At 59.4% G+C, this 14,032-nt stretch carries 20 protein-coding genes and 2 tRNA genes; 20 read left to right on the top strand and 2 right to left on the bottom strand.

Going from position 1 to position 14,032, the window contains the following annotated elements; all coding sequences use genetic code 11:
* Positions 1–99 precede the first annotated feature (99 nt).
* From moaA to rpsB, 15 genes are all read left to right on the top strand, one after another.
* The gene (gene moaA, locus MW046_RS02140; RefSeq protein WP_247993927.1) at positions 100–1,056 is read left to right on the top strand and encodes a GTP 3',8-cyclase MoaA; all 957 of its coding nucleotides are present in this window, start codon (positions 100–102) and stop codon (positions 1,054–1,056) included.
* A gap of 135 nt (positions 1,057–1,191) precedes the next feature.
* The gene (locus MW046_RS02145) at positions 1,192–1,920 is read left to right on the top strand and encodes a DUF2071 domain-containing protein (protein ID WP_247993928.1); all 729 of its coding nucleotides are present in this window, start codon (positions 1,192–1,194) and stop codon (positions 1,918–1,920) included.
* A 118-nt stretch (positions 1,921–2,038) separates the two neighbouring features.
* A tRNA-Ser gene (locus MW046_RS02150) sits at positions 2,039–2,123 on the top strand.
* Between the two features lie 15 nt (positions 2,124–2,138).
* Entirely contained in the window at positions 2,139–2,627 is a 489-nt protein-coding gene (locus tag MW046_RS02155) for a 30S ribosomal protein S13 (RefSeq protein ID WP_247993929.1), read from the top strand.
* Positions 2,627–3,154, top strand: a complete 528-nt coding sequence (locus MW046_RS02160) for a 30S ribosomal protein S4 (protein ID WP_247993930.1) — start codon at positions 2,627–2,629, stop codon at positions 3,152–3,154. Before MW046_RS02155 ends, MW046_RS02160 begins: the two co-directional genes overlap by 1 nt.
* A 1-nt stretch (position 3,155) precedes the next feature.
* A complete protein-coding gene (locus MW046_RS02165; RefSeq protein ID WP_247993931.1) occupies positions 3,156–3,545 on the top strand; it encodes a 30S ribosomal protein S11 in 390 nt (129 codons plus the stop codon).
* 1 nt (position 3,546) lies between these two features.
* Positions 3,547–4,359 carry a DNA-directed RNA polymerase subunit D gene (locus MW046_RS02170; RefSeq protein ID WP_247993932.1) on the top strand — a complete coding sequence of 271 codons (813 nt, stop codon included), beginning with the start codon at positions 3,547–3,549 and terminating at the stop codon, positions 4,357–4,359.
* Positions 4,360–4,504: 145 nt separating this feature from the next.
* Positions 4,505–4,589, top strand: a tRNA-Leu gene (locus MW046_RS02175).
* Positions 4,590–4,601: 12 nt separating this feature from the next.
* Positions 4,602–4,949 (top strand): 50S ribosomal protein L18e, encoded by a 348-nt coding sequence (locus MW046_RS02180; RefSeq protein WP_247993933.1) that lies wholly within the window; start codon positions 4,602–4,604, stop codon positions 4,947–4,949.
* Entirely contained in the window at positions 4,946–5,386 is a 441-nt protein-coding gene (locus tag MW046_RS02185) for a 50S ribosomal protein L13 (RefSeq protein WP_247993934.1), read from the top strand. Before MW046_RS02180 ends, MW046_RS02185 begins: the two co-directional genes overlap by 4 nt.
* Entirely contained in the window at positions 5,380–5,778 is a 399-nt protein-coding gene (locus tag MW046_RS02190) for a 30S ribosomal protein S9 (protein ID WP_247993935.1), read from the top strand. The genes MW046_RS02185 and MW046_RS02190 overlap by 7 nt, the downstream gene beginning before the upstream one ends.
* A gap of 11 nt (positions 5,779–5,789) precedes the next feature.
* Positions 5,790–5,984: a DNA-directed RNA polymerase subunit N gene (locus MW046_RS02195; RefSeq protein ID WP_247993936.1), complete on the top strand. Its 195-nt coding sequence runs from the start codon at positions 5,790–5,792 to the stop codon at positions 5,982–5,984.
* 2 nt (positions 5,985–5,986) lie between these two features.
* Positions 5,987–6,190, top strand: a complete 204-nt coding sequence (locus MW046_RS02200) for a DNA-directed RNA polymerase subunit K (protein ID WP_247993937.1) — start codon at positions 5,987–5,989, stop codon at positions 6,188–6,190.
* The gene (gene eno / locus MW046_RS02205; protein ID WP_247993938.1) at positions 6,187–7,383 is read left to right on the top strand and encodes a phosphopyruvate hydratase; all 1,197 of its coding nucleotides are present in this window, start codon (positions 6,187–6,189) and stop codon (positions 7,381–7,383) included. Before MW046_RS02200 ends, eno begins: the two co-directional genes overlap by 4 nt.
* The gene (gene rpsB, locus MW046_RS02210) at positions 7,380–8,147 is read left to right on the top strand and encodes a 30S ribosomal protein S2 (RefSeq protein ID WP_282190221.1); all 768 of its coding nucleotides are present in this window, start codon (positions 7,380–7,382) and stop codon (positions 8,145–8,147) included. The genes eno and rpsB overlap by 4 nt, the downstream gene beginning before the upstream one ends.
* Before the next feature lie 25 nt (positions 8,148–8,172).
* Here the strand turns inward: rpsB and MW046_RS02215 are convergent, their stop codons facing one another.
* Positions 8,173–8,856: a type 1 glutamine amidotransferase domain-containing protein gene (locus MW046_RS02215; protein ID WP_247993939.1), complete on the bottom strand. Its 684-nt coding sequence runs from the start codon at positions 8,854–8,856 to the stop codon at positions 8,173–8,175.
* A gap of 135 nt (positions 8,857–8,991) precedes the next feature.
* Here MW046_RS02215 and mvk point away from each other — a divergent pair, with 135 nt between their 5' ends.
* The 5 genes from mvk to MW046_RS19700 all read left to right on the top strand — a co-directional run bounded on the left by mvk (position 8,992) and on the right by MW046_RS19700 (position 13,183).
* Positions 8,992–9,981, top strand: a complete 990-nt coding sequence (mvk, locus tag MW046_RS02220; protein WP_247993940.1) for a mevalonate kinase — start codon at positions 8,992–8,994, stop codon at positions 9,979–9,981.
* Positions 9,978–10,709 (top strand): isopentenyl phosphate kinase, encoded by a 732-nt coding sequence (locus MW046_RS02225; RefSeq protein ID WP_247993941.1) that lies wholly within the window; start codon positions 9,978–9,980, stop codon positions 10,707–10,709. The genes mvk and MW046_RS02225 overlap by 4 nt, the downstream gene beginning before the upstream one ends.
* Before the next feature lie 160 nt (positions 10,710–10,869).
* Complete coding sequence (locus MW046_RS02230) at positions 10,870–12,627, top strand: M3 family oligoendopeptidase (protein WP_247993942.1); 1,758 nt, start codon at positions 10,870–10,872, stop codon at positions 12,625–12,627.
* Positions 12,628–12,695: 68 nt separating this feature from the next.
* Complete coding sequence (locus MW046_RS02235) at positions 12,696–12,929, top strand: glutaredoxin family protein (RefSeq protein WP_247993943.1); 234 nt, start codon at positions 12,696–12,698, stop codon at positions 12,927–12,929.
* Positions 12,930–13,024: 95 nt separating this feature from the next.
* Positions 13,025–13,183: a DUF7563 family protein gene (locus tag MW046_RS19700; RefSeq protein ID WP_438268177.1), complete on the top strand. Its 159-nt coding sequence runs from the start codon at positions 13,025–13,027 to the stop codon at positions 13,181–13,183.
* A gap of 72 nt (positions 13,184–13,255) precedes the next feature.
* On the opposite strand, the gene MW046_RS02240 is transcribed toward MW046_RS19700, so the two are convergent.
* The gene (locus MW046_RS02240; RefSeq protein ID WP_247993944.1) at positions 13,256–14,029 is read right to left on the bottom strand and encodes a metallophosphoesterase; all 774 of its coding nucleotides are present in this window, start codon (positions 14,027–14,029) and stop codon (positions 13,256–13,258) included.
* Positions 14,030–14,032 lie beyond the last annotated feature (3 nt).

The raw sequence follows: 14,032 nt of genomic DNA on the forward strand, positions 1-14,032 counted from the left end.
GCTGTGAGCGAGTACACGATGTGATCGTCTCGTCAAGGGATAGATCAATGTAACTGGGAATAGCACGAGGCTTAACCGTACGTAGCGGTAGTGTTTCACATGCTCGTGGACGGATTCGGCCGTGAAGTGACCGGGGTTCGGATCTCTCTTACTGACCGCTGCAACTTCGATTGTGTGTACTGTCACAACGAAGGACTCGGCGATACGCGCGGGCCGATGGAACCCCAAGACGAGGAGATGAGCACCGACGATGTGGTGCGATTTCTCGAAGTGGCTGAGGAGTTCGATGTGGAAGCGGTCAAGTTCACCGGTGGGGAACCGATGCTTCGGGAGGATCTCGAATCGATCGTTCGCCGGACGCCCGACTCGATGGCGGCGTCCCTGACGACCAACGGCGTCTTTCTTCCCGGTCGTTCTGAGAAATTGGTCGAGGCAGGACTCGACCGCGTGAACGTCTCTCAAGACGCATTGGATCCGGCAGCGTTCCGAGAGGTTACCAAAAGCGGTGCGTACGACGACGTCATCGAGGGAGTGATGGCGGCGGTCGACGCCGGACTGACGCCTGTCAAACTGAACATGGTCGTTTTCGAGGCGACGGCGGGTTACGTTCCGGAGATGGTCGAACACGTTGCCGAACGCGAGGGATTACAGCTCCAACTCATCGAGTACATGCCCGAGCTCGCCGGACGACCCGACTGGGCGATCGACATCGAACGGGTTCACGGATGGCTCGCCGATCAAGCCGATCGGATCGAACACCGCGAAATGCACGACCGACGGCGCTACTGGATCGACGGCGGGTTGGTCGAAGTCGTCGATCCCGTCGGCAACGAGGAGTTTTGTGCCAACTGCCACCGAGTCCGCGTGACTCATACGGGGCATCTCAAGGGCTGTCTCAACCGAAACGACGATCTCAAACCCATGGGTGAGATGACGAAACCCGAAATCCGAACGGCGTTCCGGGAGGTCGTCAACGACCGTGTACCTTACTACGGCGAGTACATGATCAAAGACGGCGACGAATGGGTGCTCAATGAGAAGTACATCGATGCGTGATTGACCGGGAGAGTCACTTGATTGTACGGTATCTGGTGTGTACCCGAACAAACGACGCTCACCACTACACAGTAATCAAATCATAGCATTTTTCATCTATTATAGAATTTTTCTAGATACTATCGAACCAAACATATGTTTGCATCACTTCGTGGGATCATCGACCGTCGTATTCTTGTGAACTTCCGCATCGCTCCGGAGGTGTTATCCGATTGGCTGCCGGAACCGTTCGAACCCCAAACGGTAGCAGGGAACGCCATTGGCGGTATCTGTCTCATTAGACTTCGTGATCTCCGTCCGACGGGGATTCCCCGTCGGATCGGATTCACCTCGGAGAACCAAGCCCACCAGTTCGCCGTCAAATGGCGGGAAAACGGAGACGAACGAACCGGGGTGTACATTCCTCATCGCCACACAGACTCCCTGATAAATCGTTTGTGTGGTGGACGCCTCTTCCCGGGGAGCCACTATCACGGCACGTTCGATATCGACGAATCGCGGACACAGTACAAACTCACGATGCAAAGCACTGAAATCCGTGTGCAGGTGGCTGGCGAGCCAGCCGATTCACTGCCCGTCGATTCGATGTTCGAGTCAGTGGCGGACGCATCGGCGTTTGTCGAGAAGGATGTCGTTGGCTACTCTCCGAACGAACGGCGGGGTGAGTTCGAGGCACTCGAACTACGCACCGATGAGTGGAACGTGACGCCGTTTTCCGTCACCGAGGTGTCTTCGAACTACCTCGACCGGATTCCCGACGACATCACCTTCGACCACGCGCTACTGATGTCCGATATTGATCACGAATGGCACGACGGAGAAGCGTCGTGTAGCGGCTGTAGTGAACTATCCGTGGCAATGTGATCGAGCCACAACCGTCCCGATATCATCGGTGTGTTTAAGTACGACGACGGGGTTGGTACGAATGCAATCGAATGAATGTAGGGGGGCTACCCCCGAGTCCTCACGGGCGAGAGTGCGGGTCGTGGTAGCCAAGCTTGGCCCAAGGCGCTGGGTTGCTAACTCAGTGGCGTTAAGCCTCCGGGGTTCGAATCCCCGCCACGACGTTTGATCATCCATCCATGAGTTCCGAAGACACACAAGCGGACGAGGAGGATATTCGCTACTTCGTCCGCATCGGACAAACTGATCTCGACGGAACGAAATCCGCCGAGCGGGCGTTGAGCGAAATGAACGGTGTCGGGCGACGAACGGCGCGGATCATCTGTCAGAAGGTCGGTATCGACCGTACCGCGACGTTCGGACAGCTTGACGACTCGGAGATCGACGCCGTCATCGATCAGGTCGATGCGTACGCAGATACCGTCCCGGAGTGGCTCACGAACCATCGACGGAGCTACTTCACGGGAGAAACCACCCACGAGACCGGCAACGATCTCGAAATGACCGTTCGACAGGACGTTAACCGTATGAAAATGATCGACTCCTACAAGGGCACCAGACACAAGCGTGGCCAGAAGGTTCGCGGACAGCGCACCAAGTCTACGGGCCGTACGGAGGGGACGATCGGTGTCAACGTCGAAGCGATCAAAGAGGAGGAGGCTGAGTAATGACACTCGGGAAAAACACGAAGTTCTACGAAACGCCGAACCATCCCTACCAAGGCGAGCGGATCGCCGAGGAAAGCGGGCTGATCGGCCAGTATGGGTTGAAGAACAAAGAAGAGCTGTGGCGCACCCAGTCGGAGCTTCGGTCGTTCCGTCGGGAAGCCCGATCACTGCTCGGACGCGAGCAAGGCGCTTCCGAGGCGATCGCCGAAGAGGCGACGGAATTTCTAGACCGGCTCCGACGGGTCGGTGTTCTCGGACGTGAAGACGGCGCCGACGACGTGTTGGGTCTCGAAGTGACCGACCTGCTCGAACGACGGCTCCAGACGATCGTCTACCGGAAGGGTCTCGGGAACACACCGAAGCAGGCGCGCCAGTTCATCACCCATGGACACATCACGATCGATGGCCACCGGGTGACGACCCCCTCATACACTGTAAACACCGATGAGGAAGGGAGCATCGCGTACGATGAAACCAGCCCGATTGCTGATGAGCTACACCCAGCACGGGCGGAGGGACAGGAATAACATGAGTTCAGGATCAGACGAACGTTGGGGCATCGCTCACATTCACGCATCGTTCAACAACACGATCATCACCATCACGGATGAGACGGGCGCGGAGACGCTTGCGAAATCCAGCGGTGGGTCAGTCGTGAAACAGAACCGAGACGAGGCATCACCCTACGCCGCAATGCAGATGGCGGAAGTCGTCGCCGAGGATATCATGGCTCAGGGGCTCGAAGGCGTACACGTTCGGGTCCGTGGGCCGGGGGGCAATCTCCAAAAGAACGCTGGACCGGGCGCACAAGCTGCGATCCGTGCGCTCGCCCGCGCTGGCTTGGAAATCGGGCGCATCGAGGACGTTACACCGATCCCACACGATGGGACGCGACCACCGAAAAACAGCGGGTTCTGAAATGACAGGAGATTTCGAGGTGCAGTTTATCGACCGCGGCGAGCGCACAGCGCGCTTTGTCGTCCGAGGGGTGACGCCCGCGTTCGCAAACGGTCTTCGACGGGCGATCATCGCGGACGTGCCGACACTCTCGATCGACTCGGTCCGGATCATCGAGAACTCCTCGGTGATGTTCGACGAGCAGATCGCTCTTCGGTTGGGGCTAGTCCCGCTCACCACGCCACCGGACGAGTTCGAGGAGGGCGACAGCGTTACGCTCGCGCTCGACGTCGAGGGGCCGGAGACGGCCTACTCCGGTGATCTCGTCTCGAATCACGAACTCGTCGAACCCGCCGACAAGAACATTCCGATCATCGAATTGAAATATCCGGAAACGGCGGACTCCCCACAGCGTTTGGAACTCGAAGCCGACGCCGTGATGGGACGTGGACGTGACCACGCTAAAAATCAGGGCGGGATTGCCGTCGGTTACCGGCATCTCCAGACCGTCGACATCGTCGGTGACCGTGACGCATTCGACGACGGCACCGAGGATTCCATTCTTCGTGGCGTCATCGAGGAACAAGCGGCCGAAGAGGCCGTTGGTTCTGACGGTGAGACCCCCGAAAACGGTGAGCTCGTCCCAACCGAAACGTTCGACAACGACCTCTCACAGCGGTACCCTGATAAGGAGGTCGAGGTACACGACGTACCGGAAGCGTTCGTGTTCCACGTCGAGAGCGACGGCTCGATGAGCATCGACGAGCTGGTGCTCACGGCCACTGACACGCTTTTCGACCGAGCAGACGAACTCGAACAAGCAGTTTCACTGTAACACATGCATCCCACATCCACATCGGCCGCGCTTTCACTCTCGGCGCACACGACCGCTCGGACAGTGAGTACGTGGTGTCTGCGATCGGGAGAGGGCAGGCGTACCGAAAGTGGTATGTGGGGGGCAGAAACTACACACACATTGAGCAGGGATAGCCAAGTCAGGCCAACGGCGCAGCGTTCAGGGCGCTGTCCTGTAGAGGTCCGCAGGTTCAAATCCTGCTCCCTGCATTTCTCAGAATCATGAATAAGACGAATCCGAGACTCACGAGTCTCATCGCCGACTGTAAACGGGCAGCCAGAGGCGGTGGCTCCGTGTGGGGTGATGTCGCCGAACGGTTGGAAAAACCCCGCCGGACCCACGCCGAAGTCAATCTCGGACGTATCGAGCGATACGCCAAAGAGGACGAGACGGTACTCATTCCCGGAAAAGTGCTCGGTAGTGGCGTGCTCCAGAAGGAAGTTACCGTCGCTGCCGTTGATTTCTCCGGGACTGCGAAAACGAAAATTAGCCAAGTCGGTGAAGCGATCGATCTCGAACAGGCACTCGAACGCAATCCAGACGGCACCGGTGTCCGGGTGATTCGATGAGTGTCACCGAATTCGACGCTGACGTGGTCATCGACGCCCGCGATTGCATCCTCGGACGGGTTGCAAGCACCGTCGCGGATCGCGCGCTTGAAGGAGAGCGCATCGCCGTCGTCAACACCGAGCGGGCAGTGATCACTGGCAACGACGAGGACATCATGTCGGTGTACGAAAAGCGACTGAACATCGGTTCCGATCGCGGACCGTACTACCCCAAACGGCCCGATCGGATCTTCAAACGCTCGGTTCGCGGGATGTTGCCGTACAAACGCCAACGCGGACGTCAGGCGTTCGAAAACGTCCGGTGTTACGTCGGCGATCCCTACGAGGATGTGGATTCGGAGGTGCTCGAAGACACCTCTCTCGATCGATTATCGAACATCAAATTCATTCAGCTGAGTGATATCAGCGAGCAGTTGGGGGCTAACGTCACATGGTAACTAACACGAGTGGGAAGAAAAAGACGGCAATCGCCCGCGCCACGGTTGACGATGGCGAGGGGCGTGTTCGTATCAATGCACAACCGATCGAACTGGTCGAGCCAGAACAGTCCCGTCTGAAGATGCTCGAACCGTTCCGCATCGCTGGTTCGGAACTGCGCGAGAACGTCGACATCAACGTGGAGGTGTCCGGTGGTGGGGTCAGTGGACAGGCCGACGCCGTTCGGACGGCCATCGCACGCGGGCTGGTCGACCACACGAACGACGCAGAGCTGCGCGACGCCTTCATGAACTTCGACCGCTCGCTGCTGGTGAACGACGTCCGACAGTCGGAAGCCAAAAAGTGGGGCGGTCCCGGAGCGCGTGCTCGCTATCAAAAATCCTACCGCTGAGGTGATCACGTATGATGGTACCCGTTCGATGTTTCACGTGTGGTAAGGTCGTCGGCGAACACTGGGAGGAGTTCAAACAGCGGACCAACGAAAACGGCGAATCCGCCGAATCCGTACTCGACGACCTCGGTATCGAACGACCGTGCTGTCGACGGATGCTCGTCTCGCATAAGGATCTCGTCGATATCGTCTCCCCCTACCAGTAACTATGTCGACACAACAACGACACAATCGGTATGAGAAGGCTCGCATCATCGGCGCGCGAGCGCTTCAAGTAACGTATGGTGCGCCCGTTCTCATCGAGTCCGACCGGAAGGAACCGATCCTCGTCGCAGCCGAAGAGTACGACGCGGGGGTGCTCCCGTTCACCGTGAAACGAGAGACGGGCAGCCATACGGAGGAAGCACGATGACGCTTATCACCGAAGTTCGACTCAGGAAAGTGTTGGATTCTAGGGGGAATCCGACGGTCGAAGCGGACGTATCGACCGAGAGTGGCGGGTTCGGTCGTGCGAGTGCCCCAAGCGGGGCGAGCACGGGCGAGTACGAAGCGATCGAGCTCCCTGTCGACGAGGCGATCGCCAACACGCGGGAGTTGGCCGTTCCACGGCTCGAAGGGCAGGTGTACGCTGGCGATCAGCGCTCAGTCGATCAACTGCTCCACGAAGCCGATGGTACCGACGACTTCGGTGAGATCGGCGCGAACAGCGCAGTCGCCATCAGCATGGCGGCAGCGAAAGCGGGCGCTGACATGCTCGGAGCACCGCTGTACCAGCATCTCGGTGGAGCGTTCCGTGGAGCCACGTCTCCGACGCCACTCGGCAACGTGATCGGTGGCGGCGAGCACGCATCCGGTGGAACCGACATTCAGGAGTTCCTTTCGGTCCCGGTCGGCGCACCGAGTGTTTCCGACGCCGTTTTTGCCAACGCAGCTGTTCACGGCAAGGTACGAGAACTCCTTTCCGAACAGGGTGTTGCAGTCGAGAAAGGGGACGAAGGTGCGTGGGCACCTCCGATTGCTGACAGTGAGGCGTTCGAGATCATGGCCGAGGCGACGGCAGTCGTCGGCGACGAGATGGGCTTTACGATCGAAATCGGACTCGACGTTGCGGCATCCGAACTGTTCGATGGGGAGGAATACGAATACGAGGACCAAACCCGAACGGCCGACGAACAGATCGCATACGTCGCCGACCTCGTCGAGGAGTACGATCTCGTCTACGTGGAAGATCCCCTCGATGAAAACGATTATGCGGGATTCGCCGAACTCACTTCACGGGTCGGCGATCGAACGCTCATCTGTGGCGACGACCTGTTCGTAACGAACACCGATCGGCTCGAAGACGGCATCGAGCACGGAGCCGCAAACAGTATTTTGGTGAAGCCAAACCAGATCGGAACGCTGAGCGACGCGTTCGACGCCGTCGAGTTGGCCGTCGAAAACGGCTACGCGCCGGTCATCTCACACCGAAGCGGCGAGACCGAAGACACCACCATCGCACACCTCGCAGTGGCGACCGCAGCACCGTACATCAAAACGGGCGCGGTCGGCGGCGAGCGAACGGCGAAATTGAACGAACTCATCCGAATCGAGACGAACGTATGAGCAACAACGAAGAAGGACTAGAGGAGCCAGACGACGATGTCGAGGCTTCCCAAACCGACACGGACGACATGACAACGAAAGTAGAGAGCGAAACCGAATCAGCACCCGAGGAAACGCCCGAACAGGACGACCCGGCCGAGGAGAACGAACCGGTGCTCGACGAAAACGTGATGCCGGACGAGGAGGCGGATCTCCTCATCCCAGTCGAGGAATACTTGGCTGCCGGTGTTCACATCGGAACCCAACAAAAGACGGAGTCGATGGAGCGGTTCATTCACCGCGTTCGAACTGATGGGCTGTACGTGCTCGATGTGAGTCAAACCGACTCACGTATCCGGACGGCAGCACAGTTCATCGCGAACTACCAACCCGACCAGATCCTCGTCGCGTCATCGCGTCAATACGGTCGGTTCCCGGCCGAGAAGTTCGCGACGGCAGTCGGTGCGCGCGCTCGGACGGGTCGGTTCATCCCGGGAACGCTCACGAATCCCGAATACGAAGGCTACATCGAACCGGACGTGATCGTCGTCACGGACCCAATCGGCGACGCACAGGCCGTCAAAGAGGCTATCACGGTCGGAATACCCGTTGTGGCGATGTGTGACTCGAATAACACGACCGGAAACGTCGATCTCGTCGTTCCGACGAACAACAAAGGTCGGCGCGCGTTGTCGGTCGTTTACTGGCTGCTCGCTAACGAAGTGATCGACAACCGTGGCGGCGAACCCACGTACGCGCTCGAGGATTTCGAAGAGGGAATGTGAGCGAGCCGGTAGAGGAAGTTCTATTCTACGCGATCTCGAGTTCTTCTAGGAGTGTTTGAGCGGCTGCTGTCGAGGATTCCGGCCCGCGTGCGGTGATGAGATCTCCATCGACAGTGACGCTCGTGTCGGCGTCGAGTTCAGCGTCCCAGTTGGCTCCGACAGCAGTGACTTCGTCTTCGACCCAATAAGGGATCTTCCGGCCATCGGGTAGCCGGTCGTGGTCGTCGACGATGCCCTCCTCCCACGCGTCTGGAAAGCCGGTCACGTCCCGTCCCTCAGCGAGCGGTTCACCGGTTTCCGTTCGGGCAAACGCGAAGATCCCGACTGCGTGACAGATAACGAGTGCGACGCCTGTCTCACCCGCCACAGCGGTGGCAAGTGCTCGGCGGGCGTGGCGGTCGTGGTTGATATCCCACACCGTTCCGTGGCCGCCAGGAAACACCACGGCGTCGTAGGCATCGGCGTCGACTTCGGCAAGCGGGATCGGATCGTTCAACCGTTCGTCGGTCTCGTGAACGGAACGGATGTGATCTGCGGTCTCGGCTCCGACTTCCTCAGGATCGACCGACCGTTCGTCGATGACTGGCGGAGATCCTGATGGTGTCGACACTGTGACGTCGACACCCGCCTCCGAGAGCGCCGTCAACGGCTCGATACACTCTTCGCCCCAGTAGCCCTCTTCGCTGACGATGAACAGTGCTGATGGCATAATACGGATCGTCGTACGCCGAGTTCGAAGAAAAGTCGTGTGCAACCCCGGAGGATCTCTGCAATCAATGGACTATTGATCGTGTATCCGAGGAGCTTTCAGATGGTTTTAACTGTTCGCTCCGGAAGATGAGGTATGACCGTTTCGAGCGCGCCGGGCAAGGTGTATCTTCTCGGCGAACACGCCGTCGTGTACGGTGAGCCAGCGGTGCTGTGTGCCATCGACCGACGAGCGACAGTTACCGCGACAGCACGGGACGACGATCGGATCCGAGTACAGGCCCGCGATTTGACGATCGATGGATTTTCCGTCGAGTATGGTGACGGCGTGGTGGATGAGTCCGCAAACATCGACGTTCCCCATCCGCTCATCGAGGCTGCCGTGGGCTACGTCGACGGAGCGATCGAGCAGGTCAGGGAGGTGGTCGACACCACCGGATTCACGATCACTATCGAGAGCGACATTCCGCTGGGTGCCGGGCTGGGATCGTCGGCTGCGGTCGTGGTTGCGGCCATCGACGCCGCCACGCGGGAGATGGGCGTCGAACTCACTCCCGAAGAGATCGCACAGCGAGCCTACCGCGTGGAATACGACGTTCAGGACGGACAGGCCTCCCGCGCCGACACGTTCTGTTCTGCGATGGGGAAAGCGGTTCGCGTCGAAGGCGACGACTGTCGGCCGATCGAGGAGCCACCGGAACTTCCCTTTGTCGTCGGTTTCGACGGGAGTGCTGGAGACACTGGCACGCTTGTCGCTGGTGTACGAAATCTCAAAGAGGAGTACGAATTCGCCGCGGACACGGTGAGAACGATCGGTGACATCGTACGTACGGGCGAGCGAGCGATCACCACGGAAGACCAACGGGAGCTAGGTCGACTGATGAACTTCAACCACGGACTGTTGTCGGCGCTCGGGGTATCCTCCCGATCGCTGGATGCGATGGTGTGGGCGGCTCGCGACGCGGGTGCGTTCGGTGCGAAGCTGACGGGGGCAGGCGGAGGTGGCTGTATCGTTGCGCTCGATCCCACGCCGGATACGGCGACTGCACTCCAGTACACGCCCGGCTGTGAGGAAACCTTCCGTGCCGAACTAGACCACGACGGAGTCCGGGTGGAATCAGAGTGACTGTCGTGTTGAAACTCGGTGGCAGCGTCATCACGGACAAGGATACACCCGAGACCGTCGATCGAGCGGCACTCGACGCAGCCAGTTCCACGATCGCCGCATACGGCGACACCGATCTCGTGATCGTTCACGGCGGCGGGAGTTTCGGCCACCACCACGCCGCCGCTCACGGCGTCAGTCGAACGGCTGGCACCCACGACGATACTGCCGTTCGAGACGTTCACCGAGCGATGAAGCGGCTCAACGAACAGGTTGTCGACGCGCTGGCCGCTGTGGATGTGCCTGCGATTCCAGTACATCCGCTCTCGGTCGCCCATCGATCGATGGAGGATGAGCTACGGCTCCCATCCCAACAGGTGCGAACGTTGCTTACTGAAGGGTTCGTTCCCGTGTTACATGGCGACGTGATCGGCCACGAGGCGATGGGGGCAACCATCCTCAGTGGGGACGAGTTGGTCTGTGCGCTCGCTGAGGCGTTGTCAGCCGACCGAGTCGGGCTGTGTTCGGCGGTGCCCGGCGTGCTCGACGGTGAGGACGTGATCCCCGAGATCAACGACTTCGAGGACGTGGCCCACGTGCTCGGAGCGAGTGAATCGACCGACGTCACCGGCGGGATGGCCGGAAAAGTGCGGGCGCTACTCGATCTCGAAACGCCCGCGTTCGTCTTCGACCGCGGTGGTCTCGAACCGTTCTTGATGGGAAGGCAGCCGGGAACACGGATCGGATAGGCTGTTGAAAAAGCCCGTTCGTACCCACACATATTTACATTCCAATCACTAACAGAAAGGTAACACAGGCGAACGATGACCTGCTGATCTCCTTGTTCGTTCGGTTAGCACACCGGTAGCTGTGCGTTCGTATCGCGTTCGATCATCAACACAGACATACATGTCACCACCAGATAGAAACGGTATCGACGACCAGTATCAGTGGGATCTCACTCAAATCTTTACCACACCCACCGAATGGAACGACTGTCTCACCACGCTCCGGTCGGAGCTGTCGGCACTCGACGCTGACCGCCCGACGACACCCCACGAGTGGATCGACCTGCTCGACCGGATCGCCGAGTGTCACCGCCGAAAGCAGCGCTTAGAACTGTACGCAACGTTGTTCCGAAACGTGCACACCGACGATGGAGCGGCCGAGGATCGACTGCGACGGTTTCGGGACGTTGAATCGACGTTCGACTCGACGATGTCTCGTGTATACCCGACGCTCCGATCGGCCGATCCGGATCTCGATCTCGGTGAGTGTGCGTACTACTTCGAGAACCTCCGCGAACAAGCCGACCACGCCCGAGATCCCGTGGTCGAGGAGACGATCACAGCGTACGAGGAGACCCGAACGGCATCGACCCGGATTCTCCGCGCGGTAACGACCGAGGATTTCGATCCGCCCGAAGTAGAACGGCCCGACGGCACCGGGGTCGAGATCACGCCCGGCCGGTTTCGGACGGAACTCGCCCATTCCGACCGAGCGTATCGAAAGCGGGTGTACGACGCCTATCATTCGGTGTTCGACAGCCACGTGGAAGCGATCACAACGGCGTACGCCGAAAAGCTGGCGGCTGCGAGCACGCTCGCGGACGCTCGTGGCTACGACTCGGTGCGCCAGCTACAATTTCGCCGCGCGTACTACCCGGAGACGGGGCTAGCACTCGCATTGCCGACCGATGTGCACGACACGATGCTTGCTGCGATCGAAGCGAACCTCGATCCGTGGCACCGCGCCCGACGGCTCCGGGCCGACCGGCTCGGTGTCGAGCAGCTTCGGCCGTGGGATCTCCGTGCACCGATCACCGACACACCGGAGCCGACCGTCTCGTTCGAGACCGCAGCCGATCACATCGTTGCAGCACTCACACCGCTGGGCACCGACTATCAGCAGGCGACCAAGGCGTTTCTCGACGCCGACCGGATCGACGCGTATCCACACGAGAACAGACGAAACGACATCGGATACTGTCCGTCCTCTGCCGATGACGGCGCGTTCATCCTGATGAACTATCAAGATGATGTTGAATCGATGTTCATCCTGTGCCACGAACTCGGACACGCCATTCACATCGAGCAGCTCCGGGAGGGCCCGCCGCGGTACGTCGGGAGTCCACGACCGGTATCGGAAATCCCGAGTACGCTCCACGAACTCCTGTTGATCGAGTACTGTCTCGACGCGGGTGGGGCGCTCGCCGATCACGCTCGAAACAGGCTGCTCCGTTCGATCGGGTACCTGCTGTACGGCACCGCCATGTGGTCCGCATTCGTCCACCGTTTAGCGAGCGCCGTTGAGGAGAGCACGGCACTCACCACCGACCGGATCTCCGAGACGTACGCCGACTGCCTCGAGACGTTCGAGCCGGAGGTCGACTGGCCCGAACGGGCGTCCCGGGCGTGGCTCGCCGGGAGCCTCACCAGACAGCCATACCACTCCTACCAGTATGTACTCGGCGTGGTCGGGGCACTCGCCGTTCGTGATCAACTCGACACCGGTACTCTCGATCCGGAGGCGTATCGGATGTTCCTCGAATCGACGGGCCGACATCCGTCCGTGGAACTGTTCGAACGGATCGGACTCGATATCCGACGGACGGTGCCGTACGAACGCGCTACCACCACGTTCGAAGAGTATCTCGATCGGTTGTAGCCGCCGTCACTCGGGCATCGGCGAGAGACCGCCCACGACTATTTATTCCATCACGCCATACTGTTCGTATGACCGTCACACTCTACCGGCTCGAAGGGTGTCCCTACTGTGAACGAGTGGTCGACCGCCTGAACGAACTCGACGTCGATTTTGACAGCGTATGGGTGGACGGCCTCCATTCGAAACGCGACGAGGTCAAACGTGTCTCCGGACAGCGAGCCGTTCCTGTCCTCGTCGACGACGAACGGGGTATTACGATGGCCGAATCGGAACGCATACTCGAATATCTCGACACGTCATAAAAATATCAAAGCTGATCAGTCTTTCGGATACGAACATTATTTCTTCTCGTTCAAATACGTAAGATGTATGTACACGAATGGAATTGCTTCAGAGGATGCCAGAGTGCCAGAACTGTGGATCGTTCGTGACGGAAGCTTATGTACGAGTGTTCGCTCCGAACGGAATGGAGTCCGTTCGCGTGTGTCCAAACTGCGAAGATAAGCTCCGTGACGGTGCATCGATTCGGCAGGCTCGGTCCTCTCGCGGCAACTGATTCGGACTTCTACAGGCACTGTCGGCAGCGACATCTGAGCCTGTCGTCTCATTTTCTCGATCGAGAAGCGACTCAGATTCGGTCGTATCGTCCGAGTCGGGTTCCGTTCAGTAGATACGCCTGAGTGGTCCTGACGCCCGCTGGAAGATACGGAGCGAGAAACCCTTGCCCGGTGTTGGTCCACGTTCCGCCGGTCAGATCGTTGAACGCAGGGAAGACGACGAGATCACCATCGATGTCGATCGAGGTTCCGTGGTGTGTTTCGAACGGCTCCGGACAGAGCGATCCCCGGAGCCACACCCGTTCCGTTCGGCTCCCACCGACCGCATCAGTCAGCCGGACCATCGGATGCTCGTGTCCCATCCCGATCACATCGGCATTGAGCACATCTGGAGTCGGCCACGTGTGTCCATGGACGAATCCAATGGCACCTATGCGATATCCGTCGGTCGGTGTGACGTGGATCTCATGTGGAGGATCGTGCTCGCTCACGACTGTCTCGACGATCGTCTCGATCGATCCGTCGTGGTTGCCCTTCACGATCGTCATCGGAACCCGTTCTGTGACCTGCTCTAACAGCGTTCGAAGCTCGTTGCGTTCCGGTGGACTCGGCTCTCCGATCTCGGTCGTGAGATCACCGACCACGATCAACCGATTCGCGTTCGTCTCATCGAGCAACGAAAGAATGGCCTCTCTGCGGTCGGTCGCACGACTCGAAAGCTCGACGCCTTCCTGACGGAGTTCGATTTCGATTCCGGCGTGATAGTCCGCCACGACGAGCGCACGCTCGGAACCGATGGAGGCAACTGCCGCCGGTTCGTCCGGTACCGGCTCTAAAGATACCATCGG

Source organism: Halocatena salina, assembly GCF_023115355.1.
GTDB lineage: Archaea > Halobacteriota > Halobacteria > Halobacteriales > Haloarculaceae > Halocatena > Halocatena salina.

Excerpts from the sequence above, each read along its gene's own strand:
- MW046_RS02230 (WP_247993942.1), top strand. The coding sequence starts at position 10,870 with ATGTCACCACCAGATAGAAACGGTATCGACGACCAGTATCAGTGGGAT.
- rpsB (WP_282190221.1), top strand. The coding sequence starts at position 7,380 with ATGAGCAACAACGAAGAAGGACTAGAGGAGCCAGACGACGATGTCGAG.
- MW046_RS02145 (WP_247993928.1), top strand. The coding sequence starts at position 1,192 with ATGTTTGCATCACTTCGTGGGATCATCGACCGTCGTATTCTTGTGAAC.
- MW046_RS02195 (WP_247993936.1), top strand. The coding sequence starts at position 5,790 with ATGATGGTACCCGTTCGATGTTTCACGTGTGGTAAGGTCGTCGGCGAA.
- mvk (WP_247993940.1), top strand. The coding sequence starts at position 8,992 with ATGACCGTTTCGAGCGCGCCGGGCAAGGTGTATCTTCTCGGCGAACAC.
- MW046_RS02170 (WP_247993932.1), top strand. The coding sequence starts at position 3,547 with ATGACAGGAGATTTCGAGGTGCAGTTTATCGACCGCGGCGAGCGCACA.
- MW046_RS02240 (WP_247993944.1), bottom strand. The coding sequence starts at position 14,029 with ATGGTATCTTTAGAGCCGGTACCGGACGAACCGGCGGCAGTTGCCTCC.
- MW046_RS02235 (WP_247993943.1), top strand. The coding sequence starts at position 12,696 with ATGACCGTCACACTCTACCGGCTCGAAGGGTGTCCCTACTGTGAACGA.
- MW046_RS02185 (WP_247993934.1), top strand. The coding sequence starts at position 4,946 with ATGAGTGTCACCGAATTCGACGCTGACGTGGTCATCGACGCCCGCGAT.
- MW046_RS02190 (WP_247993935.1), top strand. The coding sequence starts at position 5,380 with ATGGTAACTAACACGAGTGGGAAGAAAAAGACGGCAATCGCCCGCGCC.
- MW046_RS02180 (WP_247993933.1), top strand. The coding sequence starts at position 4,602 with ATGAATAAGACGAATCCGAGACTCACGAGTCTCATCGCCGACTGTAAA.
- MW046_RS02200 (WP_247993937.1), top strand. The coding sequence starts at position 5,987 with ATGTCGACACAACAACGACACAATCGGTATGAGAAGGCTCGCATCATC.
- MW046_RS19700 (WP_438268177.1), top strand. The coding sequence starts at position 13,025 with ATGCCAGAGTGCCAGAACTGTGGATCGTTCGTGACGGAAGCTTATGTA.
- MW046_RS02215 (WP_247993939.1), bottom strand. The coding sequence starts at position 8,856 with ATGCCATCAGCACTGTTCATCGTCAGCGAAGAGGGCTACTGGGGCGAA.
- moaA (WP_247993927.1), top strand. The coding sequence starts at position 100 with ATGCTCGTGGACGGATTCGGCCGTGAAGTGACCGGGGTTCGGATCTCT.
- eno (WP_247993938.1), top strand. The coding sequence starts at position 6,187 with ATGACGCTTATCACCGAAGTTCGACTCAGGAAAGTGTTGGATTCTAGG.
- MW046_RS02160 (WP_247993930.1), top strand. The coding sequence starts at position 2,627 with ATGACACTCGGGAAAAACACGAAGTTCTACGAAACGCCGAACCATCCC.
- MW046_RS02165 (WP_247993931.1), top strand. The coding sequence starts at position 3,156 with ATGAGTTCAGGATCAGACGAACGTTGGGGCATCGCTCACATTCACGCA.
- MW046_RS02155 (WP_247993929.1), top strand. The coding sequence starts at position 2,139 with ATGAGTTCCGAAGACACACAAGCGGACGAGGAGGATATTCGCTACTTC.